Consider the following 18,696-nt stretch of genomic DNA (forward strand, 5'->3'; position numbering starts at 1 on the left):
CTTATGAGCAAAAAATACTTTGGCACCGACGGTATCCGTGGTCGGGTCGGTGAATACCCGATAACTCCTGATTTCATGCTCAAGCTCGGTTGGGCTGCAGGCATGGCGTTCCGCAAAATGGGCGCCTGCAAGGTGCTGGTCGGCAAGGACACCCGGATCTCCGGTTACATGTTTGAGTCCGCGCTCGAGGCTGGTCTGACGTCGGCAGGTGCTGACGTGATGCTGTTGGGCCCGATGCCAACGCCGGCGATCGCTTACCTGACGCGTACCTTTCATGCTGAAGCCGGTATTGTGATCAGTGCCTCGCACAATCCTCATGATGACAACGGCATCAAGTTCTTCTCCGGAAAGGGCACCAAACTGCCGGATGAAGTCGAACTGATGATCGAAGAGTTGCTCGACACCCCGATGACCGTGGTTGAGTCGAGCAAGATCGGCAAAGTTTCGCGAATCAACGATGCCTCTGGCCGCTATATCGAATTCTGCAAGAGCAGCGTGCCGACCGGTACCAACTTCGCCGGCCTGAAAATCGTGATCGACTGCGCTCACGGCGCGACCTATAAGGTTGCACCTAGCGTGTTCCGCGAGTTGGGTGCCGAAGTCGTTGTGCTTTCTGCTCAGCCAAACGGCTTGAACATCAATGACAATTGCGGTTCGACCCATATGGGGCAGTTGCAGGCTGCGGTATTGGCCGAACACGCCGATCTGGGTATTGCCTTTGACGGTGACGGTGATCGCGTCTTGATGGTCGACCACACAGGCGCCATCGTAGATGGTGACGAGTTGCTGTACATCATCGCCCGCGATCTGCATGAGCGCGACAAGCTGCAAGGCGGCGTGGTTGGTACATTGATGAGTAACCTTGGGCTCGAATTGGCCCTGGCGGATCTGTCGATTCCTTTCGTGCGTGCCAACGTTGGCGACCGTTATGTGATCGCTGACTTGCTGGAGCGTAACTGGTTGGTAGGCGGTGAGAACTCGGGTCATATCGTCTGCTTCAATCACACCACCACAGGTGATGCGATCATCGCGGCGTTGCAGGTGCTGATGGCGCTGAAAACGCGCTCGGAAGGACTTGCTCAGGCCCGTCAGGCGCTGCGCAAGTGCCCTCAGGTGCTGATCAATGTCCGGTTCGGCGGGGGCGCGAGTCCGCTCGACCATCCGGCGGTCAAGGAAGCCAGCGACCGTGTTACCCAGGCTATGGCCGGCCGCGGGCGCGTGTTGTTGCGCAAGTCCGGGACGGAGCCGTTGGTGCGGGTGATGGTTGAAGGCGAGGACGAAACACAGGTCCGTGGCTACGCCGAAGAGCTGGCAAAACTGGTTACTGAAGTTTCTGCCTGAATTCGGCTTGCCAGCCATGATTGTGTTGGGTAACATCTGCGCCCACTTTGACCGACGAGGTACAGCATGCGTCGCCCTATGGTAGCTGGTAACTGGAAGATGCACGGTACCCGCGCCAGCGTCGCTGAGCTGATCAATGGCCTTCGTCATCTGGCCTTGCCGAGCGGTGTTGATGTAGCGGTATTCCCGCCTTACTTGCATATCAATCAAGTGATTGATGGCTTGAACGGCAAGTCGATTTCGGTCGGCGCGCAGAACTCTGCGGTGGAAGCCATGCAAGGTGCACTGACCGGTGAAATCGCGCCGAGTCAATTGGTGGATGCAGGTTGTTCCCTGGTTCTTGTCGGGCATTCCGAACGCCGCCAGATTATGGGCGAGCAGGACGGTGTGCTGATTCGCAAGTTCGCAGCGGCGCAGGCATGTGGCTTGATCCCGGTGTTGTGCATAGGGGAAACCCTTGAGCAGCGCGAAGCCGGTAAAACTCTAGATGTTGTCGGGCGTCAGCTAGGCAGTATCATAGAGGAGCTGGGTGTAGGTGCCTTTGCAAATGCAGTAATTGCTTACGAGCCAGTCTGGGCCATTGGCACTGGGCTGACTGCTTCGCCGCAACAAGCGCAGGATGTGCATGCAGCCATTCGCGCTCAGTTGGCGGCAGAGAATTCTGAGGTCGCACAAGGTGTGCGGCTTCTATACGGCGGCAGCGTGAAGGCGGCCAATGCGGTCGAACTGTTCGGCATGCCGGATATCGATGGGGGGCTCATTGGTGGAGCTTCCCTGAATGCAGATGAGTTCGGTGCGATTTGTCGCGCCGCGGGAAACTGAAAAAATGCTGGAAACAGTCGTAGTCGTTTTTCATCTGCTGGGTGCATTGGGCGTAGTTGCTCTGGTATTGCTGCAGCAGGGTAAAGGTGCGGATGCTGGCGCGTCTTTCGGAGCAGGTGCTTCAAATACTGTGTTCGGAAGCCAAGGTTCCTCTACCTTTCTTAGTAAGTTTACTGCTATACTTGCCGCCGGTTTCTTCATAACCAGCTTAGGGTTAGGTTACTTTGCTAAAGAGAAAGCTCAGCAGCTGACTCAAGTAGGTTTGCCAAACCCGGCAGTGTTGGAAGTTCCAAAGCAACAACCGGCTTCTGATGATGTACCGGTGCTTCAAGAGCAAAAGTCGGCTACTCCAGCGACTGACGTGCCTCCAGCTCAAGAGCAAAAGTAAGAAGGGTTTCAAACGTAGTATTGCCGAGGTGGTGGAATTGGTAGACACGCAACCTTGAGGTGGTTGTGCCCATAGGGTGTAGGGGTTCGAGTCCCCTTCTCGGTACCAATTATCAGGAGAGCCCGCTGTTGCGGGCTTTCTTGTAGGTGGAAGGTTACATTGACCCTGTCAAGGATCGGTCGTATACTTCCGCCCCAGCTTTGTCGCGGGGTGGAGCAGTCTGGTAGCTCGTCGGGCTCATAACCCGAAGGTCGTCGGTTCAAATCCGGCCCCCGCAACCAGTTTAAGGAGCCCCTTTTAAGGGGCTTTTTGTTAGCTGGACACTTTCTACGCCGCTGTTCGACGGCGTTTCAAGGATGGGCGTTTCGCCCATTTTTTTATTTTGCATAGCATGCACATACATGCACGAGGGGGTTCAGGTGTCGAGCAAGCTAGAAGAGTTGCAGGCCTTGTTGGCCCCGGTGGTCGTGGCCCTGGGCTATGAATGCTGGGGTATTGAGTTTTCGGCTCAAGGTCGCCACTCAATGTTGCGCGTTTATATTGATAAAGAGGGCGGTGTGCTGGTGGACGATTGTGCCATCGTCAGCCGTCAGATCAGCGGTGTCCTGGATGTTGAAGATCCAATCGCCGTTGAATACACCCTTGAAGTTTCCTCGCCTGGCATGGAACGCCCACTGTTCACTATTGAGCAGTTTGCAAAATTTGCCGGTGAACAAGTGAAGATCAAGCTGCGCTCGCCTTTTGAAGGACGACGCAACTTTCAGGGCCTTCTGCGCGGTGTAGAAGAGCAGGACGTCGTGGTGCAGGTAGAAGACCATGAGTTCCTGTTGCCGATCGATATGATCGACAAGGCCAACATTATTCCCAGTTTTGACTGAGACGCGGATCCCGCGGATCCAATGGCTTGCGAAAGGCGAGGCGTACGATGAGCAAAGAAGTACTGCTGGTTGTTGAGTCGGTATCCAATGAAAAGGGCGTACCGGCAAACGTAATTTTTGAAGCGCTGGAGCTGGCCCTGGCCACTGCTACCAAAAAGCGTTTCGAGGACGAAGTCGATCTGCGTGTGGAAATCAATCGCCACACCGGTGCTTACGAGACATTCCGTCGCTGGACGGTCGTCGAAGAAGCAGACCTGGATGATCCGGCCATCGAAACCTGGCCGAGCAAGGTTGCCGAAACGCACCCGGGCGCCCAGGTGGGTGATGTAGTCGAAGAGAAAATCGAATCCATCGAGTTCGGCCGCATTGCTGCACAGACTGCCAAGCAAGTCATCGTGCAGAAAGTTCGCGAAGCCGAGCGTGCTCAAGTCGTTGACGCTTATCGCGAGCGCCTGGGGGAAATCATCTCCGGCACCGTGAAGAAAGTGACCCGCGACAACGTGATCGTCGACCTGGGCAACAACGCTGAAGCGTTGCTGGCTCGTGAAGACATCATCTCTCGCGAAACCTTCCGGGTTGGCGTGCGCTTGCGTGCGCTTCTCAAGGAAATCCGCACCGAGAACCGCGGCCCGCAGCTGATCCTGTCGCGTACCGCGCCGGAAATGCTGATCGAGTTGTTCCGCATCGAAGTGCCGGAAATCGCTGAAGGCCTGATCGAAGTAATGGCAGCCTCCCGTGACCCGGGTTCGCGTGCCAAGATCGCGGTCCGCTCGAAAGACAAACGCATCGACCCGCAGGGCGCTTGCATCGGTATGCGCGGTTCGCGCGTCCAGGCAGTGTCGGGTGAGTTGGGCGGTGAGCGTGTGGATATCGTCCTGTGGGATGACAACCCGGCTCAGTTCGTAATCAACGCCATGTCCCCGGCTGAGGTTGCGGCAATTATCGTTGACGAAGATGCCCATGCAATGGACATCGCCGTTGGCGCAGACAATCTGGCTCAGGCCATCGGTCGCGGTGGTCAGAACGTGCGTCTGGCTAGCCAGTTGACTGGCTGGACCCTGAACGTGATGACCGAATCGGACATCCAGGCTAAGCAGCAAGCAGAAACCGGCGACATCCTGCGCAACTTCATCGACGAGCTGGAAGTCGACGAAGACCTTGCACAGGTGCTGGTAGATGAAGGCTTCACCAGCCTGGAAGAGATTGCCTACGTACCGTTGGAAGAAATGCTCAACATCGAAGGCTTTGACGAAGAAACCGTCAACGAGCTTCGCGCTCGCGCCAAGGATCGTTTGTTGACCAAAGCCATCGCTACTGAGGAAAAGCTGGCAGACGCCCATCCGGCCGAAGACCTGCTCTCGCTTGAGGGTATGGACAAGGATCTGGCGATGGAACTGGCGGTGCGCGGCGTAATTACCCGCGAAGACCTGGCCGAGCAGTCTATTGACGACCTGCTCGACATCGACGGCATTGACGATGATCGTGCCGGCAAGTTGATCATGGCCGCCCGAGCCCACTGGTTCGAGTAATTAGGCGCGGCCTGAGGAGAGAAGTGCATGACGCAAGTCACGGTGAAACAACTGGCCGATGAGGTCAAAACACCGGTAGAGCGCCTGTTGCAGCAGATGCGTGAGGCAGGTCTGCCGCACACCGCCGCCGATGAAGGTGTGAGCGATAGTGAGAAGCAGTCTTTGCTGACTCACTTGAAGAGCAGCCACAAGGCGAAAGTGGAAGAACCGCGCAAGATCACACTGCAGCGCAAAACCACCAGCACCCTGCGTGTTGCTGGCAGCAAAAGCATCAGCGTTGAAGTACGCAAGAAGAAAGTCTTCGTACAGCGCAGCCCGGAAGAAATTGAAGCCGAGCGCAAACGCGAACTGGAAGAACGTCGCGCAGTAGAAAATGCTGCTCGTCAGAAGGCTGAAGAAGAAGCCAAGCGTCGCGCCGAAGAAGAAGCGCGTCGCCAGCCTGCTGCTGCGCAATCCGCTACTAACGACGCCGTTGCAGCCCCTGCTGCAGTTGCCGAGCCAGTACGCGAAAGCGCGCCGGTTGTAGCCGCTGCTCCAGCACCGTCTGCTGACGTTCGCAACAAGCAGAACGAACAGCGCCGTCCGGACAAACCACGCGCCGACGATAACAATCGTCGTGGCAGTGGCGATGGTGAGCGCAAAAACGCTCCGCATCGTGCTTCGGTTAAAGAGAAAGCGCCTGCTCCACGCGTTGCCCCACGTACTACCGACGAAGAAAGCGATGGCTTCCGTCGTGGTGGTCGCGGCAAGGCCAAGCTGAAGAAACGCAACGCCCACGGTTTCCAGAGCCCAACCGGCCCTGTCGTGCGTGATGTGCAGATCGGCGAGACCATCACTGTTGGCGATCTCGCCAATCAGATGTCGGTCAAGGCTGCTGAAATCATCAAGTTCATGTTCAAACTGGGTACGCCAGCGACCATCAACCAGGTGCTTGATCAGGAAACTGCTCAACTGGTAGCCGAAGAACTGGGCCACAAAGTGACCCTGGTCAGCGACACCGCCCTGGAAGATTCCCTGGCCGAGTCCCTGAAGTTTGAAGGTGAGACGTTCTCCCGTGCGCCAGTCGTGACCGTAATGGGCCACGTTGACCACGGTAAGACGTCGCTGCTCGACTATATCCGTCGTGCCAAGGTAGCTGCAGGCGAAGCCGGCGGTATCACCCAGCACATCGGTGCGTACCACGTTGAAACTGATCGCGGCATGGTCACTTTCCTCGATACCCCGGGTCACGCCGCGTTTACCGCAATGCGTGCCCGTGGTGCCAAGGCGACTGACATCGTGATCCTGGTGGTTGCAGCGGACGACGGCGTAATGCCGCAGACCATTGAAGCGGTCCAGCACGCCAAGGCTGCCGGTGTTCCACTGGTTGTTGCAGTGAACAAAATCGACAAGCCGGGCGCTGATCTCGATCGCATCCGTAGCGAGCTGTCGGTTCACGGCGTGACTTCGGAAGAGTGGGGCGGCGACACTCCGTTCGTATCGGTTTCGGCGAAAGTCGGTACTGGCGTGGACGAGTTGCTCGAAGCTGTTCTGCTGCAAGCCGAAGTTCTGGAACTGAAAGCGACGCCTTCGGCTCCTGGCCGTGGTGTGGTGGTTGAATCGCGTCTCGACAAGGGTCGTGGCCCGGTTGCAACCGTTCTGGTTCAAGACGGTACCCTGCGCCAAGGCGACATGGTCCTGGTCGGTTCGAACTATGGCCGTGTACGCGCCATGCTCGACGAGAACGGCAAGCCGATCAAAGAAGCCGGTCCTTCCATCCCTGTCGAGATCCTCGGCCTGGACGGTACCCCGGACGCTGGCGATGAGATGAGCGTGCTGTCGGACGAGAAGAAAGCCCGTGAAGTGGCTCTGTTCCGTCAAGGCAAGTTCCGTGAAGTCAAACTGGCTCGCGCTCACGCCGGCAAGCTGGAAAACATCTTCGAAAACATGGGTCAGGCAGAGAAGAAGACGCTCAACATCGTCCTCAAATCCGACGTCCGTGGTTCGCTGGAAGCGTTGAACGGTGCCTTGAACGGCCTGGGTAACGACGAAGTGCAAGTGCGTGTTGTCGGTGGCGGCGTCGGTGGTATCACCGAGTCCGACGCTAACCTGGCACTGGCCTCCAACGCTGTACTGTTTGGCTTCAACGTGCGTGCCGATGCTGGCGCTCGCAAGATCGTCGAACAGGAAGGTCTGGATATGCGTTACTACAACGTGATCTACGACATCATCGAAGACGTCAAGAAAGCCCTCACCGGTATGCTGGGCAGCGATGTTCGCGAGAACATCCTGGGTACCGCTGAAGTGCGTGACGTGTTCCGTTCGCCGAAGTTTGGCGCGATCGCCGGTTGCATGGTTATCGAAGGTGTTGTTCACCGTAACCGTCCAATCCGTGTACTGCGTGAAGACATCGTTATCTTCGAAGGCGAGCTGGAATCCCTGCGCCGCTTCAAGGATGACGCTTCCGAAGTACGTGCCGGCATGGAATGCGGTATCGGCGTGAAGAGCTACAACGACGTCAAAGTCGGTGACAAGATCGAAGTCTTCGAGAAGGTTCAGGTTGCTCGCAGCCTCTAACTCGCGCACTTCAAGGGCCACGCCAAGCCGCCGCATGCAAATGCGCGGCACCGCGTCAGGACTCTAAACGCAACGCCCGGTCTGGCTTTTGTCAGGCCGGGCGTTTGCCGCTTTCAGACCCCTCGGGTTTCACCGTGGGGCAGTAACAGGTAACAAGACATGGCAAAAGAATACAGCCGTACCCAACGTATCGGCGATCAGATGCAGCGTGAGCTGGCACAGCTGATCCGTCGTGAAGTCAAAGACCCGCGCGTCGGTCTGGTCACCATTACCGCTGTTGAAGTCAGCCGTGACGTCGGTCACGCCAAGATCTTCATCACCGTGATGGGCCAGGACAACGCCGAAGACATCGCGCAAAGCATCAAGGTGCTCAACTCAGCCGCCGGTTTCCTGCGCATGCAGTTGGCTCGTGAAATGAAGTTGCGCAGCGTTCCGCAGTTGCACTTCCACTACGACGAAAGCGTCGTGCGTGGCGCGCACCTGTCGGCCCTGATCGAGCGTGCGGTGGCTGAAGACAATCAGCACCCGGTAGCGGCTGAACCCGAAGACGCCAAGGAGTAATCGGTGGCTCAGGTCAAACGTATCCGTCGTAACGTCAGCGGTATCATTCTGCTCGACAAGCCATTGGGGTTCACCTCCAACGCCGCGTTGCAGAAGGTTCGCTGGCTGCTGAACGCCGAGAAAGCCGGTCACACAGGCAGTCTCGATCCGCTGGCCACCGGCGTGTTGCCGTTGTGCTTCGGTGAGGCCACCAAGTTCTCGCAGTACCTGCTCGATTCCGACAAGGGTTACGAAACCCTGGCGCAACTGGGCAAGACCACCACCACGGCCGATGCCGAGGGTGAAGTTTTGCAGGAGCGTCCGGTGACCGTTGGTCGCGCAGATGTCGAAGCTGTTCTGCCGAATTTTCGCGGGCAAATCAGTCAGATACCGCCGATGTACTCGGCGCTCAAGCGTGATGGCCAGCCGCTGTACAAGCTGGCCCGTGCAGGCGAAGTAGTGGAGCGTGAACCGCGTTCTGTTACTATTGCGCGCTTGGAATTGCTGGCCTTTGAAGGTGATACTGCGCGGCTTGCGGTGGATTGCAGCAAAGGCACCTATATTCGCACCCTGGTGGAGGATATCGGTGAGCAACTCGGTTGTGGCGCTTACGTGGCTGAATTGCGACGTACCCAGGCCGGGCCTTTCACGCTGGCGCAGACGGTCACGCTTGAAGAGTTGGAAGCGGTACATGCCGAAGGCGGCAACGAAGCGGTCGACCGCTTCCTGATGCCATCGGACAGCGGCCTTCTGGATTGGCCACTGTTGCAGTTCTCGGAGCACAGTTCGTTCTACTGGCTTAACGGCCAACCGGTACGAGCCCCGGATGCACCGAAGTTCGGCATGGTACGGGTACAGGATCACAACGGTCGCTTCATCGGTATCGGTGAAGTGAGCGAAGACGGGCGCATCGCGCCACGTCGACTGATTCGGTCAGAATGACCGGACGAGGGTGGCTGTTAACAGGCACGGTCACTACTCATTTTTAGATACAGGGATTTGTCCCTGGCCTGTTGAAGCTGTTTCTTTGAAACAGTTTCCTGATAAAAGGATTGCCTCATGGCTCTCGACGTTCAAGAAAAAGCTCAAATCGTAGCTGACTACCAGCAAGCTGTTGGTGACACTGGTTCGCCAGAAGTGCAAGTTGCACTGCTGACCCACAACATCAACAAGCTGCAAGGTCACTTCAAGGCCAACGGTAAAGATCACCACTCCCGTCGTGGTCTGATCCGCATGGTTAACCAGCGTCGTAAGCTGCTGGACTACCTGAAAGGCAAGGATCTGGGTCGTTATCAGGCTCTGATTGGTCGCCTGGGTCTGCGTCGCTAATAAGCGATTGCGCTAGAGGTTGGTTGTCTGTCGTGCGCCAGTGGGTTTCCCGCTGGCACATGGCAGGCTCCCAGCCTCAAGTTTTATCTGGATAGTCGTTTTACCCTGGACAGGCGTTGGGCCGATTCCCGACATTGCCCAAGAATTTCGCAAGAAGACAAGTTCCCCAAGAGCCACAAAAGAAGGTAGGACACCGTGAACCCGGTAATCAAAAAATTCCAGTTCGGTCAGTCGACCGTTACCCTCGAGACTGGCCGTATCGCCCGTCAGGCCTCCGGCGCAGTATTGGTCACCGTTGACGACGACGTCAGCGTGTTGGTGACTGTGGTCGGCGCCAAGCAAGCCGATCCAGGCAAGGGCTTCTTCCCTCTGTCTGTTCACTACCAGGAAAAGACTTACGCTGCCGGTAAGATCCCTGGCGGTTTCTTCAAGCGTGAAGGCCGTCCTTCCGAGAAAGAAACCCTGACTTCCCGACTGATCGACCGTCCGATCCGTCCGCTGTTCCCAGAAGGCTTCATGAACGAAGTGCAGGTTGTCTGCACCGTCGTTTCCACCAGCAAGAAAACCGATCCGGACATCGCTGCGATGATCGGTACCTCGGCTGCGTTGGCTATCTCCGGTATTCCTTTCGATGGCCCGATCGGCGCTGCCCGCGTGGCGTTCCACGAAAGCACTGGCTACCTGCTGAACCCGACTTACGAACAACAGAAAGCTTCGAGCCTGGACATGGTCGTTGCCGGTACTTCGGAAGCCGTATTGATGGTTGAATCGGAAGCCAAAGAGCTGACCGAAGACCAGATGCTGGGCGCGGTACTGTTTGCTCACGACGAGTTCCAGGTGGTGATCAACGCCGTCAAGGAACTGGCCGCCGAAGCTGCCAAGCCGACCTGGACCTGGGCTCCACAGCCAGAAGCCACTGCTCTGCTGGGCGCTATCCGTGCCGAGTTCGGCGACGCGATCTCCCAGGCTTACACCATCACCATCAAGGCCGACCGTTACGCTCGCCTGGGTGAGCTGAAAGACCAGGTGGTTGCCAAGCTGTCCGGTGAAGAAGGCCAGCCTTCGTCCAGCGAAGTCAAAGCCGCTTTCGGCGAAATCGAATACCGCACCGTTCGCGAAAACATCGTAAACGGCAAGCCACGTATCGACGGTCGCGACACCAAGACCGTACGTCCTTTGAACATCGAAGTCGGTGTTCTGCCAAAGACTCACGGTTCGGCGCTGTTCACCCGTGGCGAAACCCAGGCGCTGGTTGTTGCAACACTGGGCACCGCCCGTGACGCACAGCTGCTGGACACCCTGGAAGGCGAGAAAAAAGACCCGTTCATGCTGCACTACAACTTCCCTCCGTTCTCGGTAGGTGAGTGTGGTCGCATGGGTGGCGCTGGTCGTCGCGAAATCGGTCACGGCCGTCTGGCCCGTCGTTCGATTGCAGCCATGCTGCCTGCTGCCGATGTGTTCCCATACACCATTCGTGTTGTGTCGGAAATCACCGAATCCAACGGTTCGAGCTCGATGGCTTCCGTTTGCGGCGCTTCCCTGGCTCTGATGGACGCCGGCGTTCCGATGAAGGCACCGGTTGCCGGTATCGCGATGGGTCTGGTTAAAGAAGGCGAGAAGTTCGCCGTCCTGACCGACATCCTGGGTGACGAAGACCACCTGGGCGACATGGACTTCAAAGTAGCCGGTACCGCCAAAGGTGTTACCGCGCTGCAGATGGACATCAAGATCAAAGGCATCACCGAAGAAATCATGGAAATCGCTCTGGGCCAAGCCCTGGAAGCGCGCCTGAACATCCTCGGTCAGATGAACCAGATCATTGGTCAGTCCCGCACCGAACTGTCGGAAAATGCTCCGACCATGATCGCGATGAAAATCGACACCGACAAAATCCGTGATGTCATCGGTAAAGGCGGCGCGACCATTCGTGCGATCTGTGAAGAGACCAAGGCTTCGATCGACATCGAAGACGACGGCTCGATCAAGATCTTCGGCGAAACCAAGGAAGCGGCTGAAGCAGCACGTCAGCGCGTTCTGGGCATCACCGCAGAAGCTGAAATCGGCAAGATCTACGTTGGTAAGGTTGAGCGCATCGTCGACTTCGGCGCATTCGTCAACATCCTGCCTGGCAAGGACGGTCTGGTACACATCTCGATGCTGAGTGACGCTCGCGTTGAGAAAGTGACCGACATCCTGAAAGAAGGCCAGGAAGTGGAAGTACTGGTACTGGACGTGGACAACCGCGGCCGTATCAAACTGTCCATCAAAGACGTAGCAGCGGCCAAGGCTTCGGGCGTTTAATCACCCCCGCTTGATTGCTTCAACGTTATAAAAATGCCCCGCAGTGAAAGCTGCGGGGCATTTTTTTGTCTGTGAAACAGGGTGTGAAGTTGCTGGCTTTCGAACCCGGTGCTAGGTTTAGCCCACCGCCCGTGTAGCTCAGCCGGTAGAGCAGCGCACTCGTAACGCGAAGGTCGCAGGTTCGATTCCTGTCTCGGGCACCATTCCCCCTGTTATTTCACCTTTCTGCTCAAATCTTCCACGGTGCGTTTCAGCTGATCCAGTTGGTTGTCCTGATCGCTGACTTCCCGCTTAAGGCTGGACAGGTCGCTGGAGCTCGAGCTGGAACTCGATCCGGCGCTGCGCTTGAGGTCTTCCACCTGGCTGGCAAGCCTTTTCAAGTCGTTTTCCTGTTCATTGACGGTACGCTTGAGGTCGTTCACTTCGCTGGAGCTTGAACTGGAGTTCGAGCCGCCGCTGCTGCGCTTCAGATCGTCCATCTGACTGGCGAGCTTTTTCAGACCGTTTTCCTGTTCGCTCACCGCGCGTTTCAGATCACTCACTTCGCTTGAGCTAGAGCTTGCGCTTGAGCTGGAATTCGAGCTGCTGCTGCGCTTGAGGTCGTCCATCTGACTGGCGAGCTTTTTCAGTCCGTTGTCCTGTTCGCTGACCGTCCGCTTGAGGTCGTTGACTTCGCTGGAACTGGAGCTGGAATTCGAGCTGCTGTTACGTTTGAGCTCGTCCACGGCCTTGGCAAGGTTGACCAAACCGGTGTTCTGTTCGCTGACCGTGCGTTTCAGGTCGTTCACTTCGCTGGCGCTGGAACTGGAGCTCGAACCACTGTTGCGTTTGAACTCGTCCATGGCCTTGGCGAGGTTTTTCAGCGCCGTGTCCTGATCACTGACGGTGCGCTTGAGTTTATCCACTTCGCTGGCAGTCGAACTCGAACCGGACACCGTGTTCTTTTTCAACTCTTCGATGAGCCGCGCCTGTGTACTGACGGTTTTCTTCAGCTCTTCAAGATCTGCCGTATCGGTTTTAACCATTCTTTGTAATTTTTCCACGTCTTCGATACTGAGGCCTGATTTGACCATCACGTCTGTGCCGTAATAGTTGTGGAAAACCAAAAATTTATCGGAAGAGTTTGCGCTGTCGAATTTGTACTCCAGACCGGCTTGAGCCGAATCGGGCATTGCCAGGCTACCGAGAAGAAGGGCAGCCATGCCGGTTGCAAACAGGGTAGATGGAAGCTTGGGAAAATTGCGCATCACCGGTTCCTTGTGAAGTGCCTAGCTGGCACATCGCTATGACTTTACCTTTTGAACGTTGTTCCTGGGTAGCGAAGGAAAATTTTCAGAAAGGCCGATCAACGGTTTTTTTGTAGATTTGATGTAAAAGTCCATATAAATCGTCGACCAAACGTCCTATATTCGGACGTTGCACACGTACCACTTCTGCAGTTTTCAGATGATCCCCGAATGGTTCTGAAGGCCAGACAAACCGGGCTTCACACGGTTTTTTGCGTCAGAGAGATCCTTGATGATCCAGATCCATCTTCCATTCCCCAGATCAGCGAGAACGCCATGACCGTTAAAGAATTGACCCAAGAAGCCAGACACGAAGAAGCGCTTAAAAAGTACCTGCTTGAATCACCCCAGCTAGCGGAAGAGATCAAGGACCTGCCCGCCGACGATCAGAAAGACCAGATCCAGTGGGCGTTCGAGGATGAGGCGGAGTCCCAGGGCTTGCAGCCATGGGAACTGACGCTCAAGTACACCTCGACCCCTGAAGAGTTCGAGGCTGCGCGCCTGGTGCTGCACAAGGAGGCGGCCGAGGTGTTGGGCGTCGAGTGGGAAGAGTACTGCGAGATGAACAATCTGGTGGTTTGAGAGCAGCTTCAGGCTTCAGGCTTCAAGCGGTAAGCTGCAAGTAAAAGCAAAACTGCTTGAAACTTGGAGCTTGCCGCTCGAGGCTGCGTTTTAGAGGCTTAAGCGCATCGACAGGTCGACAGCCTTCACATCCTTGGTCATCGCACCAATCGAAATGTAATCCACCCCGGTTTCGGCGATCGGCAGCAGCGTGTTTTCGTTGATACCACCGCTGGCTTCCAGTTTCGCCTTGCCCGCGTTCAGGCGCACGGCTTCACGCATGTCATCCAGGCTCAACTCATCGAGCATGATGATGTCGGCACCCGCCGCCAGGGCTTCTTTCAATTCCGCCAGGCTTTCCACTTCAATCTCGACCGGCTTGCCCGGGGCGATCTTGTGCGCGGCGTTGATGGCCTCAGGAATGCCACCGCAGGCGGCGATGTGGTTTTCCTTGATCAGGAAGGCGTCGTACAGGCCGATGCGGTGGTTGTGGCAACCGCCGCAGGTCACGGCGTACTTCTGCGCCAGACGCAGCCCTGGCAGAGTTTTACGGGTGTCGAGCAGCTTCACCTGGGTCTCGGCGACAAAATCCGCCAGGTATTGCGCGCGCGTGGCCACGCCCGAGAGCAATTGCAGGAAATTCAGTGCGCAGCGTTCGCCGGTCAGCAGCGAGCGTGCCGGGCCCTCGAGGTGAAACAGCGCCTGATTGGGTTTCACCCGTTCGCCGTCACGCACCTGCCAGTGCACCGCGACCCGTGGATCGAGTTGCCGGAAAACGGCATCGACCCATGCGGTGCCGGCAATGACCGCGGCATCGCGGGTGATGATGGTGGCTTTTGCCAGGCGTTCGGCCGGGATCAGCTGTGCGGTGATGTCGCCGCTGCCGATGTCTTCGAGCAACGCACGGCGCACGTTGGCTTCGATTTCGGCGGTCAAATCGGCGAGACGTAGATTCGGCATAACGGGCTCCACAAACAAAGTGGCCCGATTATAGGGCCATGGCGCGAGGCAACCCAAGGCATCAGAGGCGTTCCCCTCACCTGCAAACCTGCATTTGGTCGATTCCCTTGAATCATCGGCACTAAGTCAACGTCTTTCCTATGCGTCTATTTTGATACGTAGCACAGAGTCTGCTGGTACATGGGAGCGCTTTTGCAAGATAATCCGCCTTGCTTTTGACGTCATGGCTTTGACGTTCGTTTGGATTTACGACTATTCGCAGAATCACCGTTTCAGGAGGCTTGGATGCACAACGACGGGAATGTAGTGCCTTTGCACAAGGCGGCTACCGGTCAGGCGACGCAATCGCCGCTCGCCCGCCTGCCTGTGATTCTGCTTCAGGTTCGCGACAAGGCCACTCAACAGCTCAGGCATGGCTTGCAGGAGCTGTTTGATAACGCCGACGACACGCTGTTCGAAATGGCTGATCGGGCCCGCAGCGATGTCGAGCAGAACCTCTTTTTCGAAGCCATGCGCGACTTGCGACTCAAGCGAAAAAGCATCGAACGCGGTTTTCTCGAACACTTCTTCGAGGCGTTCGTCAGTCTCTCGCAGCACGACAGCGCACAGGCGGCCTTGCCTCAGGCATTGGCGTTTGAACCCGATGCATTGCCCAATGACGATCTGGAACGCAGCGTCGCGGTGGACGCCATGGTCAGCAAAGTGCTGAACCGCGACGGGTTCGCTCTTGACCAACTGACAGCCCGACTCAGTGCTTTGCTGGGCAAGGCGCTGGACGATGAGCACAACCCGCTGGGGCCTGCGCGGCTCTGCGAGTATTTCTTGCAGGCTTGGCGCAACCTGGGGGTGGAGATCAAGGTCAAGCTGATCATTCTCAAACTATTCGATCGCTACGTGCTCAGCAGCACTGATCAGCTGTACGCCGAAGCCAATCAACTGCTCATCGCGACCGGCGTGTTGCCCGACCTCAAGCCCGCTCCCACGCGGCGAGCCAGCGATCATGCCGCCGCCAGCGCCTATGCCGAACCGATCGAAGTCGGCATCCACTCGGGCCATACACCGGTCGACGATGGCGTGCAGGAAGTCTTTGCCGCGTTGCAGGAGCTGCTGCTACACGTGCGCGGCAGTGTCGCGCCGACCCTCGAAGCCAGTGCCCAGACACAGCCCATTTCCACCCGAGACCTGTTGCGCCTGCTCTCGCACTTGCAGCAATACGTGCCGGCGCTGGCGACCCAGGACGACTTCGATCTGCGTAACCAGCTCGAACAGCTGCTAACCCGGGTCAGCGTCAAAAGCGGCAAGTCGCGCGTGGTCGGCGTGGCTGACGAAGACGTGATCAACCTGATCGCCATGCTCTTCGAATGCATCCTTGATGACCGCAACCTGCCTGACTCCCTCAAGGCGCTGATTGGTCGGTTGCAGATTCCCATGCTCAAAGTGGCGGTGCTCGACAAGAGCTTCTTCAGCCGGGCCAGCCACCCGGCCCGGCGTCTGCTCAACGAAATCGCTGCCGCCGCGATGGGCTGGGGCGAGTGCGATGACCACGAGCGTGACAGCCTGTACCTGCGCATCGAGCAAGTGGTCCAGCGCCTGTTGAACGACTTTGTTGACGATCCGGCGATCTTTTCCGAATTGCTGGCGGATTTTCTCGCCTTCACCAGTGATGAGCGCCGCCGCAGCGAACTCCTGGAACAGCGTACCCGTGACGCCGAGGAAGGCCGCGCCAGGACCGAACTGGCTCGCCAGCGTGTCGAGCAGGCGCTGAATCAGGCGTTATTGGGCAAAGTGCTGCCCCAGGCTGTGGTGGTCTTCGTGCAGGAGGCCTGGAGCAAAGTGCTGTTGTTGACCTGCCTCAAACATGGTGATGCGTCGGCGCAATGGCAGGCCGATGTGCAGACTATGGAGCAATTGATCTGGAGCGTGCAGCGCCATGACGAGCCCGATGCCGGCCTGCGTTTGTTGGCGCTGGTGCCCGGGCTGCTGAAGGCCTTGCGCGACGGATTGAGCAGCTCGGCGTTCGATCCGTTCGCCACCAGTGAGTTTTTCAGTGAGCTGGAAACCTTGCACGTGCAACGGTTCGAGCGCCCGGGTCAGGCGGCTGAACAACCCGTCGACCCGCCGGTTATGGTCGAAGTGCTGCAGCAAATCGTGCTGCACACGGCGGACGAAGGCCTGGCCGATGTGGTGTCTGTGCGGTTGCCGGCGGACGATGCCGGTTTGCTTCAGGTCGATCAACTGCGTCCGGGCTGCTGGGTCGAGTTTCAGGAAGACGATGAAAACACCCTGCGTTGCAAGCTGGCAGCGATCATCGATTCCACCGGCAAATACATCTTTGTCGACCGCACGGGAATGAAAGTGCTGGAGCGCAGCCGCACCGGCCTGGCCCTGGAATTTCGCCGTGGCGCGGTGCGGGCGCTGGACGATACCTTGCTGTTCGACCGGGCCCTGGAGTCGGTGCTGGGCAATCTGCGGCGTCTCAATCGCGGCAAGTGATCGCGCCCCGAGGGCCTATCGCGGCATACTGGGCGCCAACACAGTCGTCGTTGAAGGAACCTGTATGCAGTTGGACCCCGCGAGCGGTTGGTGTCAGGGCGTGCGTGTATGCCGCTCGCCCAACTTCAATGCGCGCCCCTCGGGCGAAATTTCCTTGCTGGTGATCCACAACATCAGCCTGCCGCCAGCGCAGTTCGCCACCGGCAAGGTGCAGGAATTTTTCCAGAATCGTCTGGATGTCACGGAGCATCCCTATTTTGCAGGTATTGCTGACCTGCGGGTGTCTGCGCACTTTCTGATCGAACGTGACGGCACCGTCACTCAGTTTGTCTCTTGTCTTGAGCGCGCCTGGCACGCCGGTGTCTCGAGTTTCGAGGGGCGGGAGACCTGCAACGATTTTTCTGTGGGCATCGAACTTGAGGGCACGGATGATCTTCCGTTCGAGGACGCCCAGTATCAGGCGTTGACGACTCTGACCCGACAACTGCAAAGCACATTTACGGCGATCACGGCGCAACGCATCTGCGGGCATAGCGACATCGCACCGGGGCGCAAGACGGATCCGGGACCCGCGTTCGACTGGGCACGCTACCGCGCCGCCTTGGCAAAAGCCGCTTTGGAACAAGAGGAACAACGATGAGTTTTCTGGTGTTGCTGTTGGCCGTCTGGATCGAGAAATTCTCGGCCTTGCGCCATCGGGTCCAACGTGACGGCGGTTGGGTGCGTGAACTGAACAAGCTTGAAGTCAGCCCGCGCCTGATTGATCGGCCATGGCTGGTATTGGTGGTGCTGGTGTTGTTGCCGGTGGCGCTGCTGGGTTTGTTGCTGGTGGTGCTTGAACCGGTGGCCTACGGGTTGCTGGCATTGCCGGTGCACCTGCTGGTGGTGATTTACAGTCTGGGTCGCGGCGATTTGCTGGCCGGCCTGGGACCGTTTCGCGATGCCTGGCGCCGGGAAGACCTGCAAGCCGCCGCCCATGTGGCGAAGCGCGACGTGGACATCTGCGCCGATAGCGGCGAGCAACTGCTTGAGCGGGTCGAAGGGCATTTGCTGTGGGAGGCATACCAGAGCTTTTTCGCGGTGATTTTCTGGTACTTCGTGCTGGGCCCGGTCGCCGCACTGAGCTACCGGCTGCTGGCGCTGGCTGAAGAGCACGGGCAGAACCCTGCTGTGGTCGAGCGCGCTGCACAGTTGCGTCATGCGTTTGATTGGGTGCCGGTGCGTCTGTTGGCGGCCAGTTTCGCGCTGGTCGGAAATTTTGTCGCGGTCAGCCGCGTCATGCTGCATGAACTGCTGAACTGGAACATCAGCGCTGCCCAGTTGATCGAGAAAGTTGGCCTGGTGGCTGGCGAAATTCCTGCACCGGTCGTCGGACCGGACGGTATCAACAGCCTGGACCGGATCTGGGAACTGCTGCTGCGCGCGGCGGTGCTCTGGTATGCAGGTTTTGCGTTGTGGACGGTCCTTCCGTAAACCAACGGCTGTCTTGTGTGAACGTCTTTGTGGGAGAGGGGGCTTGCTCCCGCTGGGCGCGCAGCGCCCTCAAACGGCCAGGCGAATATGTCAGGAAAACCCGCTCGCCTGCATTGCGTCTGCTTCGCAGACGAGCGGGAGCAGGCTCCCTCGCCACAAGATGATCATCGATCTCAAGTCCGGCGATCTGCCGTTAACCTTAAGTTACAAAACCCTCAGCCGATTTAAGCTATACAGGG

General features: G+C 57.7%; 16 protein-coding genes and 3 tRNA genes. 17 read left to right on the plus strand and 2 right to left on the minus strand.

Annotated elements, in window-relative coordinates; translation table 11 throughout:
• Positions 1-3 precede the first annotated feature (3 nt).
• From glmM to FHL16_RS03000, 13 genes are all read left to right on the plus strand, one after another.
• A complete protein-coding gene (gene glmM / locus FHL16_RS02940; protein ID WP_010463493.1) occupies positions 4-1,341 on the plus strand; it encodes a phosphoglucosamine mutase in 1,338 nt (445 codons plus the stop codon).
• 66 nt (positions 1,342-1,407) lie between these two features.
• Positions 1,408-2,163: a triose-phosphate isomerase gene (gene tpiA / locus FHL16_RS02945; RefSeq protein WP_077747389.1), complete on the plus strand. Its 756-nt coding sequence runs from the start codon at positions 1,408-1,410 to the stop codon at positions 2,161-2,163.
• 4 nt (positions 2,164-2,167) lie between these two features.
• The gene (gene secG, locus FHL16_RS02950; RefSeq protein ID WP_010463489.1) at positions 2,168-2,551 is read left to right on the plus strand and encodes a preprotein translocase subunit SecG; all 384 of its coding nucleotides are present in this window, start codon (positions 2,168-2,170) and stop codon (positions 2,549-2,551) included.
• Between the two features lie 22 nt (positions 2,552-2,573).
• A tRNA-Leu gene (locus FHL16_RS02955) sits at positions 2,574-2,659 on the plus strand.
• 96 nt (positions 2,660-2,755) lie between these two features.
• A tRNA-Met gene (locus FHL16_RS02960) sits at positions 2,756-2,832 on the plus strand.
• Positions 2,833-2,970: 138 nt separating this feature from the next.
• The gene (gene rimP / locus FHL16_RS02965; RefSeq protein WP_010463487.1) at positions 2,971-3,429 is read left to right on the plus strand and encodes a ribosome maturation factor RimP; all 459 of its coding nucleotides are present in this window, start codon (positions 2,971-2,973) and stop codon (positions 3,427-3,429) included.
• Between the two features lie 47 nt (positions 3,430-3,476).
• On the plus strand, positions 3,477-4,958 hold the full coding sequence (gene nusA / locus FHL16_RS02970; RefSeq protein WP_010463485.1) for a transcription termination factor NusA: 1,482 nt from the start codon (positions 3,477-3,479) through the stop codon (positions 4,956-4,958).
• 27 nt (positions 4,959-4,985) lie between these two features.
• Positions 4,986-7,514, plus strand: coding sequence for a translation initiation factor IF-2 (gene infB / locus FHL16_RS02975; RefSeq protein WP_010463483.1), 2,529 nt, complete (start codon positions 4,986-4,988; stop codon positions 7,512-7,514).
• Positions 7,515-7,673: 159 nt separating this feature from the next.
• Complete coding sequence (gene rbfA / locus FHL16_RS02980) at positions 7,674-8,075, plus strand: 30S ribosome-binding factor RbfA (RefSeq protein WP_007942872.1); 402 nt, start codon at positions 7,674-7,676, stop codon at positions 8,073-8,075.
• A gap of 3 nt (positions 8,076-8,078) precedes the next feature.
• Positions 8,079-8,996, plus strand: a complete 918-nt coding sequence (gene truB, locus FHL16_RS02985) for a tRNA pseudouridine(55) synthase TruB (protein ID WP_010463480.1) — start codon at positions 8,079-8,081, stop codon at positions 8,994-8,996.
• A 117-nt stretch (positions 8,997-9,113) separates the two neighbouring features.
• Positions 9,114-9,383 carry a 30S ribosomal protein S15 gene (gene rpsO / locus FHL16_RS02990; protein WP_003176135.1) on the plus strand — a complete coding sequence of 90 codons (270 nt, stop codon included), beginning with the start codon at positions 9,114-9,116 and terminating at the stop codon, positions 9,381-9,383.
• A gap of 195 nt (positions 9,384-9,578) precedes the next feature.
• Positions 9,579-11,684, plus strand: a complete 2,106-nt coding sequence (gene pnp / locus FHL16_RS02995) for a polyribonucleotide nucleotidyltransferase (RefSeq protein WP_010463478.1) — start codon at positions 9,579-9,581, stop codon at positions 11,682-11,684.
• A 127-nt stretch (positions 11,685-11,811) separates the two neighbouring features.
• A tRNA-Thr gene (locus FHL16_RS03000) sits at positions 11,812-11,887 on the plus strand.
• Between the two features lie 9 nt (positions 11,888-11,896).
• On the opposite strand, the gene FHL16_RS03005 is transcribed toward FHL16_RS03000, so the two are convergent.
• Positions 11,897-12,931 (minus strand): hypothetical protein, encoded by a 1,035-nt coding sequence (locus FHL16_RS03005; protein ID WP_077747390.1) that lies wholly within the window; start codon positions 12,929-12,931, stop codon positions 11,897-11,899.
• Between the two features lie 315 nt (positions 12,932-13,246).
• Here FHL16_RS03005 and FHL16_RS03010 point away from each other — a divergent pair, with 315 nt between their 5' ends.
• Entirely contained in the window at positions 13,247-13,552 is a 306-nt protein-coding gene (locus FHL16_RS03010; RefSeq protein WP_077747454.1) for a DUF6388 family protein, read from the plus strand.
• A 90-nt stretch (positions 13,553-13,642) separates the two neighbouring features.
• On the opposite strand, the gene nadC is transcribed toward FHL16_RS03010, so the two are convergent.
• Entirely contained in the window at positions 13,643-14,491 is an 849-nt protein-coding gene (nadC, locus tag FHL16_RS03015; protein ID WP_010463472.1) for a carboxylating nicotinate-nucleotide diphosphorylase, read from the minus strand.
• Between the two features lie 285 nt (positions 14,492-14,776).
• Here nadC and FHL16_RS03020 point away from each other — a divergent pair, with 285 nt between their 5' ends.
• The 3 genes from FHL16_RS03020 (at position 14,777) to ampE (ending at position 18,457) form a co-directional block, all read left to right on the plus strand.
• A complete protein-coding gene (locus FHL16_RS03020; protein ID WP_077747391.1) occupies positions 14,777-16,984 on the plus strand; it encodes a DUF1631 domain-containing protein in 2,208 nt (735 codons plus the stop codon).
• Positions 16,985-17,048: 64 nt separating this feature from the next.
• Positions 17,049-17,624: a 1,6-anhydro-N-acetylmuramyl-L-alanine amidase AmpD gene (gene ampD, locus FHL16_RS03025; RefSeq protein ID WP_010463469.1), complete on the plus strand. Its 576-nt coding sequence runs from the start codon at positions 17,049-17,051 to the stop codon at positions 17,622-17,624.
• Complete coding sequence (ampE, locus tag FHL16_RS03030) at positions 17,621-18,457, plus strand: regulatory signaling modulator protein AmpE (protein WP_010463467.1); 837 nt, start codon at positions 17,621-17,623, stop codon at positions 18,455-18,457. The genes ampD and ampE overlap by 4 nt, the downstream gene beginning before the upstream one ends.
• Positions 18,458-18,696: the final 239 nt, after the last annotated feature.

Origin of the sequence: Pseudomonas sp. FSL W5-0299, from assembly GCF_005930655.1 — a bacterium.
GTDB classification, from domain to species: Bacteria; Pseudomonadota; Gammaproteobacteria; order Pseudomonadales; family Pseudomonadaceae; genus Aquipseudomonas; species Aquipseudomonas mandelii.